The sequence below is a fragment of the Clostridium beijerinckii genome, from assembly GCF_008705175.1.
Taxonomy (GTDB): domain Bacteria; phylum Bacillota; class Clostridia; order Clostridiales; family Clostridiaceae; genus Clostridium; species Clostridium beijerinckii.
The window spans coordinates 120,534-140,000 of sequence record NZ_CP043998.1 but is presented as its reverse complement, the minus strand read 5'-3'; the positions used below and the strand labels follow the sequence as shown (position 1 = coordinate 140,000).

12 protein-coding genes, 9 tRNA genes and 1 other annotated feature (1 of these 22 cut by a window edge) are annotated in these 19,467 nt (G+C 31.2%); of the genes, 1 reads left to right on the top strand and 20 read right to left on the bottom strand.

Annotation, left to right across the window (positions count from 1 at the left end; all coding sequences use genetic code 11):
• Nucleotides 1–615, top strand: partial view of a DUF5050 domain-containing protein gene (locus F3K33_RS00660; RefSeq protein WP_039769042.1) — the 3' portion only. It extends 408 nt beyond the left edge of the window; only the last 615 of its 1,023 coding nucleotides appear in the window; its start codon lies beyond the left edge, outside the window; it ends in the stop codon at nucleotides 613–615.
• A gap of 62 nt (nucleotides 616–677) precedes the next feature.
• Here the strand turns inward: F3K33_RS00660 and murD are convergent, their stop codons facing one another.
• The 20 genes from murD to F3K33_RS00560 all read right to left on the bottom strand — a co-directional run bounded on the left by murD (nucleotide 678) and on the right by F3K33_RS00560 (nucleotide 19,450).
• On the bottom strand, nucleotides 678–2,054 hold the full coding sequence (gene murD / locus F3K33_RS00655) for a UDP-N-acetylmuramoyl-L-alanine--D-glutamate ligase (protein ID WP_039769044.1): 1,377 nt from the start codon (nucleotides 2,052–2,054) through the stop codon (nucleotides 678–680).
• A 148-nt stretch (nucleotides 2,055–2,202) separates the two neighbouring features.
• The gene (locus F3K33_RS00650) at nucleotides 2,203–3,594 is read right to left on the bottom strand and encodes a glycine--tRNA ligase (protein ID WP_011967470.1); all 1,392 of its coding nucleotides are present in this window, start codon (nucleotides 3,592–3,594) and stop codon (nucleotides 2,203–2,205) included.
• Nucleotides 3,595–3,644: 50 nt separating this feature from the next.
• Nucleotides 3,645–3,818: a binding site (T-box leader), on the bottom strand.
• 75 nt (nucleotides 3,819–3,893) lie between these two features.
• A tRNA-Asn gene (locus tag F3K33_RS00645) sits at nucleotides 3,894–3,968 on the bottom strand.
• A 439-nt stretch (nucleotides 3,969–4,407) separates the two neighbouring features.
• Nucleotides 4,408–4,482: transfer RNA gene (locus tag F3K33_RS00640), tRNA-Asn, on the bottom strand.
• A gap of 437 nt (nucleotides 4,483–4,919) precedes the next feature.
• Nucleotides 4,920–4,994 (bottom strand) — tRNA-Asn (locus tag F3K33_RS00635).
• A gap of 312 nt (nucleotides 4,995–5,306) precedes the next feature.
• A complete protein-coding gene (lysS, locus tag F3K33_RS00630; protein ID WP_011967469.1) occupies nucleotides 5,307–6,812 on the bottom strand; it encodes a lysine--tRNA ligase in 1,506 nt (501 codons plus the stop codon).
• 14 nt (nucleotides 6,813–6,826) lie between these two features.
• On the bottom strand, nucleotides 6,827–7,309 hold the full coding sequence (gene greA / locus F3K33_RS00625) for a transcription elongation factor GreA (protein ID WP_011967468.1): 483 nt from the start codon (nucleotides 7,307–7,309) through the stop codon (nucleotides 6,827–6,829).
• Between the two features lie 480 nt (nucleotides 7,310–7,789).
• Nucleotides 7,790–8,755: a tRNA dihydrouridine synthase DusB gene (gene dusB / locus F3K33_RS00620; protein WP_023976913.1), complete on the bottom strand. Its 966-nt coding sequence runs from the start codon at nucleotides 8,753–8,755 to the stop codon at nucleotides 7,790–7,792.
• A gap of 49 nt (nucleotides 8,756–8,804) precedes the next feature.
• Nucleotides 8,805–9,605: a type III pantothenate kinase gene (locus F3K33_RS00615; protein WP_011967466.1), complete on the bottom strand. Its 801-nt coding sequence runs from the start codon at nucleotides 9,603–9,605 to the stop codon at nucleotides 8,805–8,807.
• 191 nt (nucleotides 9,606–9,796) lie between these two features.
• On the bottom strand, nucleotides 9,797–11,467 hold the full coding sequence (locus tag F3K33_RS00610; protein ID WP_023976914.1) for a formate--tetrahydrofolate ligase: 1,671 nt from the start codon (nucleotides 11,465–11,467) through the stop codon (nucleotides 9,797–9,799).
• Nucleotides 11,468–11,670: 203 nt separating this feature from the next.
• Complete coding sequence (gene ftsH / locus F3K33_RS00605; RefSeq protein ID WP_023976915.1) at nucleotides 11,671–13,479, bottom strand: ATP-dependent zinc metalloprotease FtsH; 1,809 nt, start codon at nucleotides 13,477–13,479, stop codon at nucleotides 11,671–11,673.
• A gap of 74 nt (nucleotides 13,480–13,553) precedes the next feature.
• Nucleotides 13,554–14,093, bottom strand: a complete 540-nt coding sequence (gene hpt / locus F3K33_RS00600; protein WP_011967463.1) for a hypoxanthine phosphoribosyltransferase — start codon at nucleotides 14,091–14,093, stop codon at nucleotides 13,554–13,556.
• Between the two features lie 2 nt (nucleotides 14,094–14,095).
• On the bottom strand, nucleotides 14,096–15,502 hold the full coding sequence (gene tilS / locus F3K33_RS00595; RefSeq protein ID WP_023976916.1) for a tRNA lysidine(34) synthetase TilS: 1,407 nt from the start codon (nucleotides 15,500–15,502) through the stop codon (nucleotides 14,096–14,098).
• Between the two features lie 266 nt (nucleotides 15,503–15,768).
• Nucleotides 15,769–18,180, bottom strand: coding sequence for a stage II sporulation protein E (gene spoIIE, locus F3K33_RS00590; protein ID WP_077723627.1), 2,412 nt, complete (start codon nucleotides 18,178–18,180; stop codon nucleotides 15,769–15,771).
• 664 nt (nucleotides 18,181–18,844) lie between these two features.
• Nucleotides 18,845–18,920 (bottom strand) — tRNA-Met (locus F3K33_RS00585).
• Between the two features lie 19 nt (nucleotides 18,921–18,939).
• Nucleotides 18,940–19,028, bottom strand: a tRNA-Leu gene (locus tag F3K33_RS00580).
• Nucleotides 19,029–19,098: 70 nt separating this feature from the next.
• Nucleotides 19,099–19,174 (bottom strand) — tRNA-Met (locus tag F3K33_RS00575).
• Between the two features lie 21 nt (nucleotides 19,175–19,195).
• Nucleotides 19,196–19,284, bottom strand: a tRNA-Leu gene (locus F3K33_RS00570).
• A 6-nt stretch (nucleotides 19,285–19,290) separates the two neighbouring features.
• A tRNA-Met gene (locus tag F3K33_RS00565) sits at nucleotides 19,291–19,367 on the bottom strand.
• A 7-nt stretch (nucleotides 19,368–19,374) separates the two neighbouring features.
• Nucleotides 19,375–19,450: transfer RNA gene (locus F3K33_RS00560), tRNA-Met, on the bottom strand.
• Nucleotides 19,451–19,467 lie beyond the last annotated feature (17 nt).

Genomic DNA, 19,467 nt, shown 5'->3' with positions numbered 1-19,467 from the left:
ATTTCTGATAAAACTTACACAAAGTTGAATGACGATTCAGTAAATAATTTAATAGCTTCTAATTCAGAATTATTCTACATAAATAAAAATAACGAAAATAGGATTTACAAATATAATACATCAACATCAGAACACTCATTGGTATGTCCTGATAGTGTAGGCTCTTTTATAATTAATGGAGATTTTATTGTGTATCAAAACTTAAGTGATAACTCAAAATTATATTCAATAAAAACGGATGGTAGTAATAGACAAAAACTTACCGATTACACAGCTAATAGCTTTATAGTTTTTGATGGGCAGTTACTTTTTTTCAATTCTTCTGATGACAACAATCTATACTCACTAGACCCATCTACATTAAGCTGCAAGAGAATTTCCATAATGAATGGATTTCAGTTAAAAATTATAGATAAATCCATATATTTTATTAACGGCAGTGACTCAAATAACTTATACTCACTATCAGTAGACTTAAAAAATTCAACCGCTACCTCTAAACCAGAGATATCAGAGGGTATAAATGAATATTATTTGACTACCTCAGGTATATTCTATAGCCCAAGTATAAATGTGAATAATATATACTTCAAAGATTTTTCTTCTAAAAGTTAATGCAAAATAGGAGATAAGTATTTATAACTAAACACTTATCTCCTATTTCTTGCATTATGCACTTATAAAGACTTCACTATCTCTTTAAACTTATTACCTCTTATCATAAAATTAGGATACATATCAAATGATGCACAAGCAGGTGATAGAGTGACAATATCGCCTGGATTCGCTATGCTTTCAGCAAGTCTTACTGCCTCTTCCAAAGACTCAACCATATTTATATTAATTTTAATTCCTTTTTCATTTTCTAAATTATCAAAAACATCTTTGATCTTGTGCTTTGTCGCTCCCATAAGGATCAATTCTTTTATATATGGGTACCCCTCATATGCTAAAGGTTCAAAAGGTATATTCTTATCATACCCTCCTGCAATAACTATTACTTTTTCATCAAATGCTCTAAGCCCCGCTAAAGTTCTTGTAGGACTTGAAGCAATAGAATCATTATAATATTTAACTCTGTCTATCTCTCTTACAAGTTCACACCTATGTTCAACGCCAGCAAATGTTTCAGCAACTTTTTTCATTACCTCCACAGAGACATCGTCTTTTGTTGCTAAAAATGCTGCAAGATAATTTTCAACATTATGCATCCCCTTAATTACGATATCGTCTTTTTTGCAAACTTCCTTGTCTTCAAGATAGAGTATCCCATTTTTATAGTATGCCCCATCTATCAGTTCTCTTTTTGAACTGAACTCTTTCACATTTCCTTTCGCTTCTTTTATAAATCCATGGGTAATTTCGTTTTCTCTATTCACTACTAAAAGTCCATTTGAATTTTGATATATAAAGATATTCTTTTTCGCATCTATATACTCTTGCATACTTTTATGCATGTCTAAGTGATTTGGGGATAAATTTGTACATACTGCAACATCTATTTCTTGAGTCATTGTCATAAGTTGAAAGCTAGATAACTCTAATACAACTTTATCTTCATCATGTATGTTTTCTATTTCTGAAAATAATGGAGTTCCTATATTTCCTCCGACCCATGTTTTATATCCTTGACCTTCTAGTAACTTAGAAATAATTGTTGTTGTTGTTGTCTTTCCATCGCTACCGGTTATTCCATAGACTTTTCCTCTTGTATACCTAACAAACTCTTCCATCTCAGAAGTAACATATGCTCCTTCTTTTCTAACCCTTACTAATGCTTCACTATCAATCCTCATTGATGGTGTTTTAAATATCACATCAAACCCTTTTAAGTTATCTAGATATTTTTCTCCAAGCTCCAGCTTAACTCCCCTTTTATTAAATCCATCTGCAACGTCTCCAAGTTCTTCTAAACTCTTTTTATCAAAAGCCGTTACAGCAGCACCTAAATCTATTAAAAAATTGATTAACGGAATATTGCTTACTCCAATTCCAACAACTCCAACTTTCTTACCCACTATAAATTCCTTAAACTCATTAAAATCTTTCTTCATGATTTATCCTCCAAATTTAAATCTCTATCCATCGTATATATTATTGCCAAAATTTGTTCTTCGTTATTTTAATTATAACACTTGCAACAAAAAAATAAACTGACCCAAGAAGAAATTATCTTGAATCAGTTTTTGTTTAGGTATAATCCTAAAATTCCAAACTTGCTTGGATATAATTTTCTATTTCACTTATTTTAATTCTTTCTTGTTCCATAGTATCTCTATTTCTAATTGTTACTGACTCATCTTCTAATGTATCGAAATCTATTGTTATACAATAAGGAGTTCCAATTTCATCTTGTCTTCTGTATCTCTTACCTATACTTCCTGTTTCATCGAAATCAAGATTGAATTTCTTACTTAACTCCGCATAAATATCTAAAGATTTTTCTGATAGCTTTTTAGAAAGAGGCAATATTGCTGCTTTAAACGGAGCTAATGCTGGGTGTAAATGCATTACAGTTCTAACATCTCCACCTTCTAACTCTTCTTCATCATATGCTTCAATTAAAAATGCTAAAGCAACTCTATCCGCACCTAACGACGGCTCTATAACATATGGAACATATTTCTCATTAGTTGTTTGATCTAAATAGCTTAAATCCTGGCCAGAATGTTCTTGATGTTTAGATAAATCATAATCAGTTCTATCTGCTATTCCCCAAAGTTCTCCCCAACCAAATGGGAATAAATATTCTATATCAGAAGTTGCATTCGAGTAGAAAGATAACTCTTCTTCTCCATGATCTCTCATTCTTAAATTTTCTGCCTTAACATTCAAGTTTAGCAAGAAGTTCCAACAATAGTCCTTCCAATATTTGTGCCACTCTAAATCAGTTCCAGGCTTACAGAAGAATTCTAATTCCATTTGTTCAAATTCTCTTGTTCTGAAAGTAAAATTACCGGGTGTAATTTCATTTCTAAAAGATTTACCTATTTGGGCTATACCAAATGGTACTTTTTTTCTTGATGTTCTTTGCACTGCTTTAAAATTAACAAAAATACCTTGTGCTGTTTCTGGTCTTAAATACATTTCTGATTTAGCATCTTCAGTAACACCCTGAAATGTTTTAAACATAAGATTAAACTTTCTTATATCTGTGTAGTTCATCTTTCCACATTTGGGACAAACTATGTTATTTCTTTCAATATATTCTTTCAATTGTTCGTTAGTCCATCCATCAGCTGTCGCTACTTCTGCTCCATTTTCTGTCATATGATCTTCAACTAATTTATCAGCTCTAAATCTTGCCTTACATTCCTTACAATCCATTAATGGGTCTGAAAAACCTCCAACATGCCCTGATGCAACCCAAACTTCTCTATTCATTAAAATAGCAGAATCTAATCCAACATTATACGGACTTTCTTGAACAAATTTTTTCCACCATGCTTTTTTTACATTATTTTTGAATTCTACCCCTAAAGGACCGTAATCCCACGAATTAGCTAGACCACCGTATATATCTGAGCCTGGAAATACAAATCCTCTATTTTTACAAAGAGCCACAATCTTATCCATTGTTTTTTCTACTGCCATTGTTTTATCCCTCCAAATATATTTTTATAAAATAAAAAAGGCTTTAAGCACAAAGGGACGAAATATAATTCCGCGGTTCCACCCTTCTTGGCTTAAGCCCATCTTTCTTCATCGATTTCCTCACACTCAAAAGCTCCATTCATTTATAACCAATAATGATTTCCACCAAACATCATCTCTCTTCAACTGACTTATAAATTACTTTTCTTTTTCAACATGTGTATTTAATTTATAAATTAATTTTAACAAAATCATTTTATATGTCAAGTCTGAATATTTTCTAAAAAAATATAAAAAAATGGCTCCGCGAAGAGGACTCGAACCTCCAACCTATCGGTTAACAGCCGAGTGCTCCACCATTGAGCTATCGCGGAACGTCATTACTTAATCTATTATATCAGTTTTTTTAGATTATGCAACCCTTTTTTAATAAAATATCAAAATTATATCTCTATACTATCAAAGTTATCAAATAACATCTACATTTTAGAATTAATACATATTATATATTCCTAATTCATCTTTATAGAGCCTGAAAAGAACAAAATCTCAAGCGATTGTGGAACTGTAGATTTTACCCACCTGATTTTTCAAATGTATGTGAGAAAAATTCAGCAGGATAATATATTTTTTCATTCTCTTTACAAACTGTGATTCTCTGAGTAAGTATTTCCATAACTTATGCCCTCAAGAGTTACAATATTCGCAACTTTAAATTTAGTATAAATTCATATGGAATAAAAAAAGCTATAACAATGCTTTCAAAATGCATGCTATAACTTATAATACTATTCTAAATAAAATAAAAAAAAATGGCTCCGCGAAGAGGACTCGAACCTCCAACCTATCGGTTAACAGCCGAGTGCTCCACCATTGAGCTATCGCGGAACGTCATTACTTAATCTATTATATCAGCTTTTTTAAATTATGCAACCCTTTTTTAGCAAAATATCAAATTTATATCTCTATACTATCAAAATTATCAAATTACATTTACATTTTAGAATTAATACATATTATATATTCCTAATTCATCTTTATAAAACTTGGAAAGAATAAAATCTCAAGCGATTGTGAAACTGTAGATTTTTGCGCATCTACTTTTTCAAATGTGTGTGAGAAAAATTCGACAGGCTAATATATTTTTTCATTCTCTTTACAAACTGTGATTCTCCGAGTAAGTATTTCCATAACTTATGCCATCAAGAGTAACAATGTTCACAAATTTAAATTTAGTATAAATTCATATGGAATAAAAAAGCTATAACAATGCTTCCAAAGTACATGTTATAACTTATAATACTATTCTAAAAAATATAAAAAAATGGCTCCGCGAAGAGGACTCGAACCTCCAACCTATCGGTTAACAGCCGAGTGCTCCACCATTGAGCTATCGCGGAACGTCATTACTTAATCTATTATATCAGCTTTTTTAGATTATGCAAGTCTTTTTTATATTTTATTTACTTTTGTAGTTTTCAGAAATACTTATAGCTTTTCTTTCTTATTATCCAGAAGAAATACTAATTCCTATAAATATTTATGCAGATAATAAAATATTTCTGAACTTATTATAGAGTTCCTGATTTCAAATTATGTTTCTTATATTTCATTTTTAAATCAACAACAATAAAAGGTTCATATATGCCTTTTATACATATAGAACCTTTTTATAGAAATAAATATAATCTATTTACTTTAACTGTATCAAATTATTTCTGCGGTCTCATTGTAGGGAATAATATAACATCTCTGATTGAAGCTGAATCAGTTAAGAACATTATAAGTCTATCTATTCCCATTCCCATTCCACCTGTTGGTGGCATACCTGTTTCAAGAGCACTCATAAATTGTTCATCTAGCATATATGCCTCGTCATCTCCAAGTTCTCTCTCTTTAGCTTGTTGTTCGAATCTTTGTCTTTGAACTATAGGATCGTTTAATTCTGAGTATGCATTACAAAGTTCTCTACCAAATACAAAGCCTTCAAATCTTTCAGTGAATTCAGGATTTCCTCTCTTCTTCTTTGTAAGAGGTGAAATTTCAACTGGATAATCCGTAACAAATGTAGGTTGAATCATATTTGCTTCACCAAACTCTTCATATAAAGCATTTAAAACTTCACCTTTTGTTACTGTATTTAATGGTTTAGCAAATTCTAAGTGTTTTTCCTTTGCTATAGTTTGAGCTTCATCGTCAGATTTTATTTCATTGAAATCTACTCCAGCATATTCTTTTACAGCATCAACCATAGTGATTCTTCTCCATGGTGGCTTAAAGTCTATTTCTGTACCTTGATAAGCAACCTTAGTAGTTCCATTTACTTTTTCACAAATATATGCAACCATATTTTCTGTAATTTCCATCATGTCATTATAATCAGAATATGCTTCGTATAATTCTATAGCTGTAAATTCAGGATTATGTCTTACTGACATACCTTCATTTCTAAAATTTCTTCCTATTTCATATACCTTTTCAAAACCAGCAACTATTAATCTCTTAAGATATAACTCTGTAGCTATTCTTAAATACATATCCATATCTAAAGTATTGTGATGAGTAATGAAAGGTTTTGCTGCTGCTCCACCAGCTATTGCTCCAAGAATTGGAGTTTCTACTTCTATAAAGCTTTTAGCATCTAGGAATTCTCTTATAGCTGAAATGATTTTACTTCTTTTAATAAAAGTATCCTTAACTTCTGTATTTGTAATTATATCAACTTCTCTTTGTCTATATCTTAAATCTGGATCCTTTAACCCATGCCATTTTTCTGGAAGTGGCTTTAAAGATTTACAAGTCAACTCAAAAGTATTTACATTTACTGATACTTCACCTGTTTTAGTTGTAAATACTTCTCCAGTTGCTGCAATCCAATCACCTAAATCAAAAGTTTTATATTGCTTTAAATTTTCTTCCCCAACCTTATCAATCTTTAAGAATAGTTGTATCTTACCATCCTTATCATGTATATCTGAGAAAACAACTTTTCCCTGCCCTCTTTTAGACATTAGTCTTCCTGCAACGGTTACTTCCTTACCTTCTAGTGCATCATAATTTGCCTTAACTTCCTCTGATGTATGAGTTCTGTTGACTTTATAAACATCAAAAGGATCCTTTCCAGCACCTTGTAGCTCTGCTAGTTTAGCTCTTCTCAATCCTTCCTGTTCATTATACTGAGACTCTAACTCTTGCATGCTCATTTCTTCTGTTGACATTGCTGTACCTCCAATTAACTTCTACTTATTCCTAGTATTTCGAATTTATTAACTCCGTCTGGAACTGTTACCTCTACTACATCACCAACTTTTTTACCAACTAGTGCATTTCCAACCGGTGATTCGTTTGATATTTTAAAATTCATAGGGTCCGCTTCTGCAGAACCTACTATTGAATACTCTACTTCTTCATCAAATTCATAATCTTTAACTTTTACCTTTGATCCAACTGAAACAATATCACTTGGAATCTCTGACTCATCTACAACCACTGCATTTTTAAGCATATTTTCTAATTGAATTATTCTTCCTTCTGTAAATGCTTGGTCGTTTTTAGCTTCATCATACTCAGAATTTTCACTTAAGTCTCCGTATCCTAAAGCAATTTTTATCTTTTCAGTTATTTCTTTTCTTTTTACTGTTTTTAGATATTCTAATTCACTTTCTAATTTTTTAACACCTTCATAAGTCATAACATATTGTTTTGATTGGCTCATATACTTTAACTCCCCTTTAAAACCTTCTATATTATTTATTTTAGTTATTGATTATAATCTTTATTTTGATAAATTATCTATTAAATAAATATTTTAAGCAATCTCTTATTATATCGTTAACAGAGAGTACCTACAAATTTATAATAATTTGAAAAATATTTTAATCTGAAAATCATTTAACTTATTATAAATCAGCACATTTCATATGTCAATAAATCCTAATTTGAAGCAATTCGCTCCATTAGTTAGCAACTAATTCGGAACAACTTTACTCATAGCTATGATTGCTGTGAATCAAACATTAAATAAACCTAGTTTAAATATTAATATAAAAGTAAATTAGTAAAACATAAATTATAATTTTTACACAAAAATTAATACTCATATTTATACTAGATTTATTATTAAACCAAATTACATTTTTCTAAATATTAATAATATGCTTGAAACAATTAAATAATTCTAGTTATACTTACAAAACTATAATTCATCTTGATATTTTCTTAAAGCTTCAATAACTTTTTCACTATCATTTATAGTATTAATCTTATTTTTAAGTTCTGTGCATCTTGGAAGTCCTTTAATATACCATGATGCGTGTTTTCTCATTTCTCTTATCGCTTTAAATTCCCCATCATATTTTATTGCTAATTCGTAATGCCTAATACACATTTCAATTTTTTCATTATCTGAAACTTCTTGAATTACTTCTCCATTAAGCAAATTATTTATCTGTCTAAATATCCATGGATTTCCTTGACTTCCTCTTGCAATCATTATTCCATCACAATTTGTAGTTCTTTTCATTCTGATAGCATCTTCTGGAGAAAATACATCTCCATTTCCTATTACAGGAATTGAAACACTATCCTTAACTCTCTTTATTATGTCCCAATCTGCTTTCCCTTGATACATTTGTTTTCGTGTTCGTCCATGAACAGCAATAGCATCTGCTCCAGCTTGTTCCATCCCTTTTGCAAATTCTACTGCATTAATATTATCTTCATCAAATCCTTTTCTAAACTTGACAGTAACAGGTTTGGTTGAAACTTTTTTTATAGTTCTAACGATATCGTATGCAAGTTCCGGTTCTTTCATTAATGCAGATCCCTCTCCATTTTTAACTATTTTGGGAGCTGGGCATCCCATATTAATATCAATTATACAAATATCTTCCCTGTTATTTAAATATTCCTCACAAATTCTAGCCATCACATCTGGCTCTCTACCAAATATCTGGGCCGCAACTGGTTTTTCTTCATCTGCTATTCTAAGTAAGGTTTGTGTATTCTCGCTTCCATAATATAATGCTTTAGCACTAACCATTTCGGTGTAAACCAAACCGCATCCCATTTCCTTACATAATCCTCTAAATGATATGTCAGTTACTCCTGCCATAGGTGCTAGAAATATATTGTTTTCAAAGGTTAAATTCCCTATCTTCATTGTAGAATATACTCCTTACATCTTGTATAAATCTCAATTTCCATATAATTTATCTTTGGGAAATCTCTATTTCTTTGTTTTTTTCATATAATATTTTTAATCCTTCTAGTGTTAAATCCGAATCAACCTTATCAATAACATCAGTCTCTTTAGCTATTAAATTTGCTAATCCACCTGTTGCTAATACAAAAGGTTCTTCCTTATACTTAGAATTTTTCATTTCTTGTTTCATTTTTTTCACTATATATTCAACTTGCCCAATATAACCAAATATAATACCAGATTGCATACTTGATACAGTATTTTTGCAAATCATATTTTTTGGTACTTCTAATTCTACTCTAGGAAGCTTAGCTGCTCTTTCAAATAAAGCATCCGCCGAAATTCTTATTCCAGGGCATATGCATCCTCCAAGATAATCTCCATTCGCTCTTACTGCACAAAAAGTTGTAGCTGTTCCAAAGTCTATTATTATAACTGGTCTCTTGTAAATTTCATATGCAGCAACAGCATTTACTATTCTATCTGCTCCAACTTCTCTCGGGTTATCATATTTAATATTTATTCCAGTTTTCACTCCTGGTCCAACTATTATAGGTTCGTGACAAAAACATTTTCTTAACATATTTTCTAAAGAATGCATTATATTAGGAACAACAGAAGAAACTATAACTCCAGTAATATTTTTAGGATCAATGTCACTTAAGTTAAATAGTTGCATAACTTGTATACCATACTCATCTGAAGTTTTATTTCCTTCACTTGAAATACGCCAACTAGCTATATACCTTTCTCCATTATGTACTCCCAAAACAATGTTAGTATTACCTGCATCAACAAGTAAAATCATAGAAAGCACCACCTTAATATAGTTAAATTAAAAGCAGCCCGAAGAGCTGCCTTAATTTTGAAATTGACTAAAAAATAACAATATAATTTTAACAATTATATTTAATTTGTCAAGAGTTTAAATGTGATTTTAGATTAATACCACCATTTTCTAGCTTCTGTTTTCAACTTAAATACACATATATGCATTCATTAGAATAATCCTATTATTTCTCCACTTTTTAATACATCCATCTTATTTGCTGCTGGTACCTTTGGAAGGCCAGGCATAGTCATTATGTCACCTGTCTGAACCACTATAAATCCAGCTCCATTTGATACTCTGACTTCTTTAACTGTAATATCAAATCCTGTAGGCCTAGCTAAAAGGCTAGGATTATCTGATAGTGAATATTGCGTTTTTGCCATACATACAGGAAGTTTATCCAACTTGAACTTTTCTAATTCATCAATTTGTTTTTTTGCTGCTGGAGTATAATTAACTTTATCTGCTCCATAAATTTCACTAGCAATTGTAAATATTTTCTCTCTAATAGATTTTTCCTTATCATATATAGGCTCAAAATTTGATTCACTATTCTCTAGTGCATCTAACACTATATTGGCAAGGTCAATTCCACCTTCACCACCTTTAGCCCACACATCACACAATGCTACTTTAACCCCAATTCTATCGCAAAAATCCTTAATGAATTCCACTTCTTCCGAACTATCTGTAACAAACTTATTTATTGCAACAACAGGTGTAATTTTAAACTTCTTTATATTCTCTATCTGTTTTTCCAAATTAGCAATTCCATCTTTTAATGCTTCAACATTTGGAACATTTAATTCTGTCTTAGCTACTCCGCCATGATGCTTTAATGCTCTTATAGTCGCAACAACTACAACACATTCAGGTTCTAAATTACCATATCTACATTTAATATCAAAGAACTTCTCTGCACCTAAATCCGCTCCAAATCCAGCTTCTGTTATGGCAACATCTCCCAACTTTAAAGCAAGCTTAGTTGCCATTATAGAATTACATCCATGAGCAATATTAGCAAATGGTCCTCCATGTATTAATGCAGGAGTATTTTCTAATGTTTGAACCAAGTTAGGCTTAATCGCGTCTTTCATTAGTAGCGCCATAGCTCCTTGTACTTCTAGTTCCTTAGCATAAACAGGATTTCCATCTAAATTATATGCAATTACTATATTCCCCATTCTTTCTTTCAAATCTTCTAGATCACTTGCTAAACATAATATAGCCATTATTTCAGATGCAACAGTTATATTGAATCCATCTTCTCTAACAAATCCATTAACCTTTCCACCCATCCCAACAATGATATGTCTTAACGCTCTATCATTCATATCCATTACTCTTTTAAATACAATTCTTCTAGAATCAATTCTTAAAACATTACCTTGGTGAATATGGTTATCTATTGCTGCAGATAACAAATTATTAGCAGATGTAATAGCATGCATATCTCCAGTAAAATGAAGATTGATATCTTCCATAGGAACAACTTGAGCATATCCTCCCCCAGCTGCTCCACCCTTGATCCCGAAAACCGGTCCTAATGATGGCTCCCTTAATGCTATAACGGCTTTCTTCCCAATCCTGTTTAAAGCCTGACCAAGCCCTACTGTAACTGTTGACTTTCCTTCTCCTGCAGGAGTTGGATTTATAGCTGTTACCAAAACTAACTTTCCATTATTATTATTTTTAACCTTATCATATACATCTAAAGATATTTTACACTTATATTTTCCATAGTACTCTATATCATCTTCGCAAAGTCCCAATTTTTCAGCCACATTTTTTATCGGCTCCATCTTTGCCTCTTGAGCAATCTGAATATCACTTTTCATTTAAAATCCCTCCTAAATATAAACCCAAAATCATACTTAATATAATTTATTATATCATTTCACTATACATAATAAAAGTTTTTTCGAATAATAAGTATAAATAGACTCCGAATATTCGTATTAATATAAATATTCTATGATTCTACATATAAAAAATTAAAGGGCTATTTCAAACCCATTTTGTGCCTGAAATAGCCTGTGTATTAATTATTTACAAAAATATCTTCGAATTCTTCTGCATCAAGTTTTTCTTTTTCAATTAAAGCTTTTGCAACAGCATGTAATTTGTTTATATTTTCTTTTAGAAGCTTATTAGCTCTATCATAAGCCTCATCTATAAATTTCTTTATTTCTTTATCTATTTTAGAACCTATCTCTTCGCTAAAGTTTCTCCCCTTACCTAAGTCTCTTCCAAGGAAAACTTCATCATGCCCTGAAGTACTAAATGATATAGTTCCAATTTCTTCGCTCATACCATAATCCATAACCATACTTCTAGCTATATGACTTGCTCTATCTATATCATTTTTTGCACCAGTACTTATATCTCCCATAATCAATCTTTCAGCAACTCTTCCACCTAGGAGTCCAACCATCTCATCTTTTAATTTAGACTTAGATGTATAAGAAGTGTCCTCCTTTGGAAGATGCATAGTATATCCACCAGCTCTACCTCTTGGAATTACACTTATTTCATGAACCGGATCACAGTGTGGAAGCAATCTCATAACAACTGCATGACCTGCTTCATGATAAGCTGTTAATTTCCTATCATGTTCAGTTATTACCCTACTCTTTTTCTCAGGACCTGCAATTACTTTTGTTATTGCTTCTTCCATTTCAGACATAGAAATTTGTTTTTTGTCTTTTCTAACAGCAAGTAATGCCGCTTCATTTGTTAGATTTTCTAAATCTGCTCCCGAAAACCCTGGTGTTCTTCTAGCAAGCACATCTAACTTCACATCATCATTTAGTGGTTTCTTTCTTGTATGAACTTTAAGAATTTCCTCTCTACCTTTTACATCTGGAGCTCCAACAATTATTTGCCTATCAAATCTTCCTGGTCTTAATAACGCTGGATCTAATATATCAGGCCTATTTGTTGCAGCTATCATTATGATACCTTCATTAGCACCGAATCCATCCATTTCAACAAGAAGTTGATTTAATGTCTGTTCTCTTTCGTCATGTCCTCCACCTAAGCCTGCACCTCTCTGTCTTCCAACTGCATCAATTTCATCTATAAATACTATACAAGGTGAATTTTTCTTTGCTTCTTCAAATAAACTTCTAACTCTCGATGCACCAACACCAACAAACATTTCAACAAAATCTGATCCTGATATACTAAAGAATGGCACGCCTGCCTCTCCCGCTATCGCTTTTGCAAGTAATGTTTTTCCAGTCCCAGGAGGCCCAACTAATAAAACGCCTTTAGGAATTCTTGCGCCTATCTGTATATACTTTGATGGCAATTTTAAAAATTCAACAATTTCTTCAAGCTCAGCTTTCTCTTCATCCGCACCTGCTATATCTTCAAATGTAACTGTTTGTGTATCTGGAGTTACCATTTTAGCTTTGCTTTTACCAAAATTCATAACCCCTCTTCCACCACTTCCGCTTTGGGATTGTTGAGTAAATATAAATAGGAATATAAATATAAATACTGCCATTAATATAAATGGAAGTAATGTTGCTATCCACGTTGCATTATTAGATGGTTTCTCAAAAACGACTTTAACATCTAATTTAGGCTGATTTACTATAAGCGAACTAACAAGTTCACCCGGAGCAATAGTAACAAAACTTTTATTATCAGTAGTTTTTCCTTCTATAGTCATGCTGTCTTCCTTGACTAAGATACTTTCTATTTCATTTGAATTCCACTTTTGTATAAATGAACTATAAGTTATCTCATTAGAACCTTTTCCTGTTTGCCACATAGTAACTGCTGCTAAAATCAGCATAACTGAGCATACAATCCATACAGCCGCACTTGAATATTTTTTCATTCAAGGCCCCCCTCTCTCATCATATTTAAAATTTTACCATAGGAATATTTTTATTACAATTAAATTTGAACTTTCTATTTTTCATATACTTCAGGCTTTAATATCCCTATAAAAGGTAAATTCCTGTATTTTTCAGCATAATCTATTCCATAACCTACTATGAATCCATCAGGAACCTCAAATCCAATATATTTAACATCTAAATCAGATTTACGCCTCGCTTGCTTATTTAGTAATGCAACTATTTCTATACTATTTGCTTTTCTCGCTTTTAAATATTTAAGTAAATATGTTAAGGTTACTCCTGTATCAACAATATCCTCAACCACTAAAATATCTTTTCCTTCTATACTATTATCTAAGTCTTTTAATATTCTTACGACACCAGATGTTTCTGTAGAACTTCCATAGCTTGAAACTGCCATAAAATCTATTTCACATTTAATAGATATGTTTTTTATTAGCTCGGCAGCAAATATTACTGATCCTTTTAAAATACCAACTATAAGTAAATCTTTTCCTCTATAATCTGTACTTATTTCACTTGCAAGTTCTTTAATTCTCTTACTTAAAATTTCTTCTGAGTATAGTATCTCTTGTATATCTTGTTTCATATTTAATATTCCTTTCTTTGAACGACTACTTTTAATATATTCGTACTTTTACTTGTAAGTTTATATTCTTCTGAGATTCTAATTCCAATAACCCATGCAATCCTTTCATCAAAGCATAAAATAGGGATGCATTCTCTTTCATTCTTAGGAATTTTCATATCAATAAAAATATCTTTTAATTTTTTGCTACCACTCATTCCTAGTGGAATAATTTTATCTCCATTCTTTCTATTTCGTATTGAAATATTATTATTAATTTTATCAAAATCAAAATACTTAACGAAATCTCCTTGCTTTAAGTTTATAGAATTTTCATTATAACCATTAATTATAGAAAATTGAATAACATACTTATGAAACTCAACTGTATTTATATATATGTTATCTTTACCTAAAATTATTTCTTCTTTTTTACTATTTATATCTGATTTTTTTGTCTTTGTTTTTATGTATATATCTCCATAAACATTTTCAGCACAAACTCCATTTGGAAGATGCACTAACTTTCCAGAGTATTTTTGAGCCAAACAAGATATTTCATATATATGCTTAACTTCAAAATCGTAATTAGACTTTGAATACCTTGTTAACGCATGCCTTAATACTCTATTAACCAAAGATTCTTCCTCTTTAAATATTTCCTTTTTTATTATAAAATAATCATTACATTCCATACAATATTTATTGTATAAACCAGCGGATAATTTTTCAAGGAATTCATTATCTTTTTGCAATAATGTAGACATCCTATTCAAAGTCTGTACTATATCTTCATTAAAATTTTCTTTCATATATGGCAATATATCTAATCTTATTTTATTTCTATTATAAATTTTTTCAAAGTTAGTTTTATCAATTCTTGGATTTAAGTTCTTTAGCTTTACGTAGTTTTCTACTTCTTCTCTACTCAAGCATAAAATGGGTCTTATTATTTTATCATCTCTAGACGCCCTAATTCCTCCCAACCCTTCAAGGCCTGTTCCTCTCATAAGCCTAAATAAGACTGTCTCCGCCTGATCATTTGCATTATGCGCAGTAGCAATCTTATTAAAGCCTTCTTTTTCTAAGATTTCATCAAAAAAATCATATCTAGCATTCCTCCCAGCCATTTCCGAAGACAACTTACTTTCCTTAGAATAAGCATTAATATCTACACGTTTGACAAAACATTTTATTCCCATATCATTGCATGTATTAATGACATATCTCTCATCTTCAAATGCATCTTCGCCTCTTAAAAGATGATTTAAGTGTGCAGCAGCTATACTTATATTTAATTCTTCTCTTAGCTCAAATAAAACATTCAAAAGACATATAGAATCTGGTCCTCCAGAAAGAGCAATCAAAATTTTATCATTGGGTTTAATAAGGTTATTGTCTTTTATATAAGACAGTACTTTTCTATACAAAAATAACACTCCTACTTATTTATTATTATGTCATATACAATTCCGCTTCTTATATTTTACGTATATATGTTCTAAATGTAAACATTATTGCTTCAATTTAACAGTTCAAAACTCATTCTATATAAATATAACATTATTCTTAAAAACAATCTTATTTATTTACTTAAATATGAAACAAATATAAATAGCTGTTTCAAATTTAACTTACGATTTAAATTTTTGAAACAGCTATTTATAATATTTTAATAACTTATTGCATGATAATCTTAGCTATCTAAATAAACTTTTGAAACTACTACTGTCATATCATCTTTAATTGTTCCATTACTTAATTTTTTCGCTCTTTCTAACACCTTTTCTGACAGTTCTCTAGGATCTGAATTAATTGTCTTTAAATATTCTTCAATCCAAGTTGATTCTCCCGAGTTTGATTTATCTATATCTAAAATACCATCGCTGACATTAATTAAAATATCACCAGGTCGTAGCACTTCTCTTATAACTTCCACGTCCACTTCATCTACAAGTCCAAAAGGTAAATTCTTAGAATTAATAGATATTACATCACGGCCTCTTTTTATAAAGCTAGGTGCTGCGCCTATCTTTACAAATATTGCATTACCATTATATAAGTCAATTCTATTTAAATCTAAAGTTGCATATTTTTCATCTTCCGAAAATCTCATTCCCATTATAGAATTAACTGTGTTGACCGTTATATCTTCATCGAACCCTGCTTCAATAAGCTTTTCTACCAAATCAACAGTTGCTTTGCTTTCTTCCTTAGCCTCTGGTCCAGACCCCATCCCATCACTTAGAATTGTCATATACGTTCCATTTCTTGTCCTTCCAAAACTATAACTATCACCTATTTGAGTTTCTCCACCTTTTGGTTCCATTGCACCATAAGACACCATATAATACTTTGGTTTTTCCTCTATCGTTATAATACATTCATTTGTCTGTGGATTTATTTTACAACCATCATCCCCAATACATAATTTCATTCTCATAGCACTGCTCAATAGAGAAACTATGTTTTTTCCATAATAATCAGCTCCTTCGCAATTATTTACACTTAATCTAATCTTAACCCTACCGCTTTTATCTATATAGCAAAAAATATCATTGTAATATATGGAGTTTTTATTCAGTATACGTTTCGTCAATCTTTCTAAATCAGTATCTATTCTAACCTCCTTTTTAAAATCATTAAGAAGATTATCTAAAGTACACGATATGTTAGTTATATGGGATGATAATATATTTCTTCCTTCTGCTAATCTTTCCTTTATTGATTCATTTACATTATAATTGGTTACAATCCCCTCTGCATTTTTTAAAAGTGTAAAATTTTTGATACATCTTTTTTGCAAATCCATAGGAATTGCTAATTTGCCCTCCTCCTTACTTTGAATTAACATTTGAAAAGAATTAAATGTTTGATGAAACTCTCTTTCCCAGCATAAAGGCCTATTTTCACAGCTTGAACAACTTCTATCTGCCAAGTTTTCTACTAATGCACTCCCTTTCGATTTAATCAATAAATTTTCATTATCATTGTTAGTTAATAAGCATCTTGATACATTTGTAAGTACACTTGTAAGCTCTTTTAATTTAAAAGTAAATTCCTCCTTTATTGCATTTAATTGAATTTCGCCTAAAGATGCTTTCTTTCTATATGGATTTATCTCAATTTCAATACTTGTAAATACAGGTTTTGGAACACACAAGAATAAAACAGAACTAGTAAGAACCTCAACTCCCAACTTCAATGTTACTGCATTAGAGTACAAAGCTAATGCAGTATAAATTATTATACCTGATAGTATTGAAAATATTTTCCCAGTATCTTTAAATATGCCAACAATTAAGCCTCCAACTCCAAAAAAGGCTACACTATACATCATGTCATTTGAAGCAACTCCAAGCATTATACCCATAGAAACTCCAATCATAGTTCCATATGTTGCACCGCCTACATATGCAATCGTCAAAACTAATGTAAGTGCGCATATATTTCTTATAGAGTAATTACTAATATTTATATTACCTATTCCTGCAACTAATAAACATAAAAATATTCCAATACTTACTATTTCCTCCGAAGAAAAGAAGTAATTGGTATTAACCTCTTCCAAAGAATTTAACGCATACTTTATAACATAATATATGGGCAATACAATTAATGTCTGTATTAAACATAAAGTTATATTTACGCCAAGTTCATATTTATTAACTAGTAAACCATAACAAAAAAAACTACTTAGAATTATTACAAAACCTACTAATTCCTTTTTTCTATTTTTAGCTGGTGCTATAAACACATAGTAAATTGTAACTAAAGCTACAGCTACTAAATATACATAACCGTCTGTCAGTAAACTACTTATTGTTAGATATCCTATAGCGATTCCTATCGCCACAGTTAAACTATTTCTCCTATTCTCTTTTGTAACTACAGCTATCAAATACGCAATTCCTATTGGCGCTATACCAAGACTATCTGATTGATTTAATAATAAATTTACTCTACCGAGCAAGATTCCTGAAATTAGAATAATCCCTAACTTCACTATAGATGTTTTCATCCATAACTTTTTTCTTAAGTTTTCTACTCTAGTTATTCCTTCATACTTATCCAACCCTAATCCATACTGCACATTAGCTCGCCTCATTTCCAAATAATGTAATTTGATTATAGCATCATAACCTTACGATAAATGTCATAAGGTGTTTATCGTATAAAGTTTTCGTAGGACAACTTCATCTATATTTCTCTAATATCTAATGATTTAATAGATTATTTTCTTTATTACATTTTGATCTAATATCATACTTAGTCAAGGTAAATCAAGATATCTGGCTAATTATTAAACTTAGAACGTTATAATTAATTTGTCGTTAATCTCATTTTATTAGAAATTTATATATAAAATATTTTTCATAAAATTATAAATCGTGAATACACTTTTTAATTACTCCTTAAAATAATATTTTTTACGATTATTCTCGGATTTTCTTGGCTTAAGTGACCAAAATTCGTATTCGGTAATCAATCTTATGACAAGTTAACTTACAGTACTCAAAATATTAAGTACTAAAAAAAGCCTAACATAAGTGTAGTCATCTACATTCATATTAAACTTCTATCTATAACTAATTTAAACACCATGTTAGAAAAGTAAACTTTAAATATCTCATTCTTAGCATTATAAATAGATGCTAAAGTTTTCTTCTCACTGGCTAGGAATTTATTCAGAATATTATGCCTTTATCTTATACTTCATATAATAAATATTTTCCAAACAAAAAAAGACCTGAGCTACTGCTTAAGTCTTATGGTTGCGGAGGCAGGACTTGAACCTACGACCTTCGGGTTATGAGCCCGACGAGCTACCAACTGCTCCACCCCGCGATATTATTTTTTTCATATATGGTGCCGAAGACCGGAATCGAACCGGTACGGTGTTTAACTACCGCAGGATTTTAAGTCCTGTGCGTCTGCCAGTTCCGCCACTTCGGCATATTCATTGTATCCTACAAGTTCACGACATATAAGTTAAAGCTTTGATAACAAAGCTTACTAAACTTTATGGTTGCGGAGGCAGGACTTGAACCTACGACCTTCGGGTTATGAGCCCGACGAGCTACCAACTGCTCCACCCCGCGATATTATTTTTTTCATATATATGGTGCCGAAGACCGGAATCGAACCGGTACGGTGTTTAACTACCGCAGGATTTTAAGTCCTGTGCGTCTGCCAGTTCCGCCACTTCGGCACATATTGGTAGCGGAAATAGGACTTGAACCTACGACACCTCGGGTATGAACCGAGTGCTCTAGCCAGCTGAGCTATTCCGCCATATTTATGGTTGCGGGGGCAGGACTTGAACCTACGACCTTCGGGTTATGAGCCCGACGAGCTACCAACTGCTCCACCCCGCGATATTATTTTTTTCATA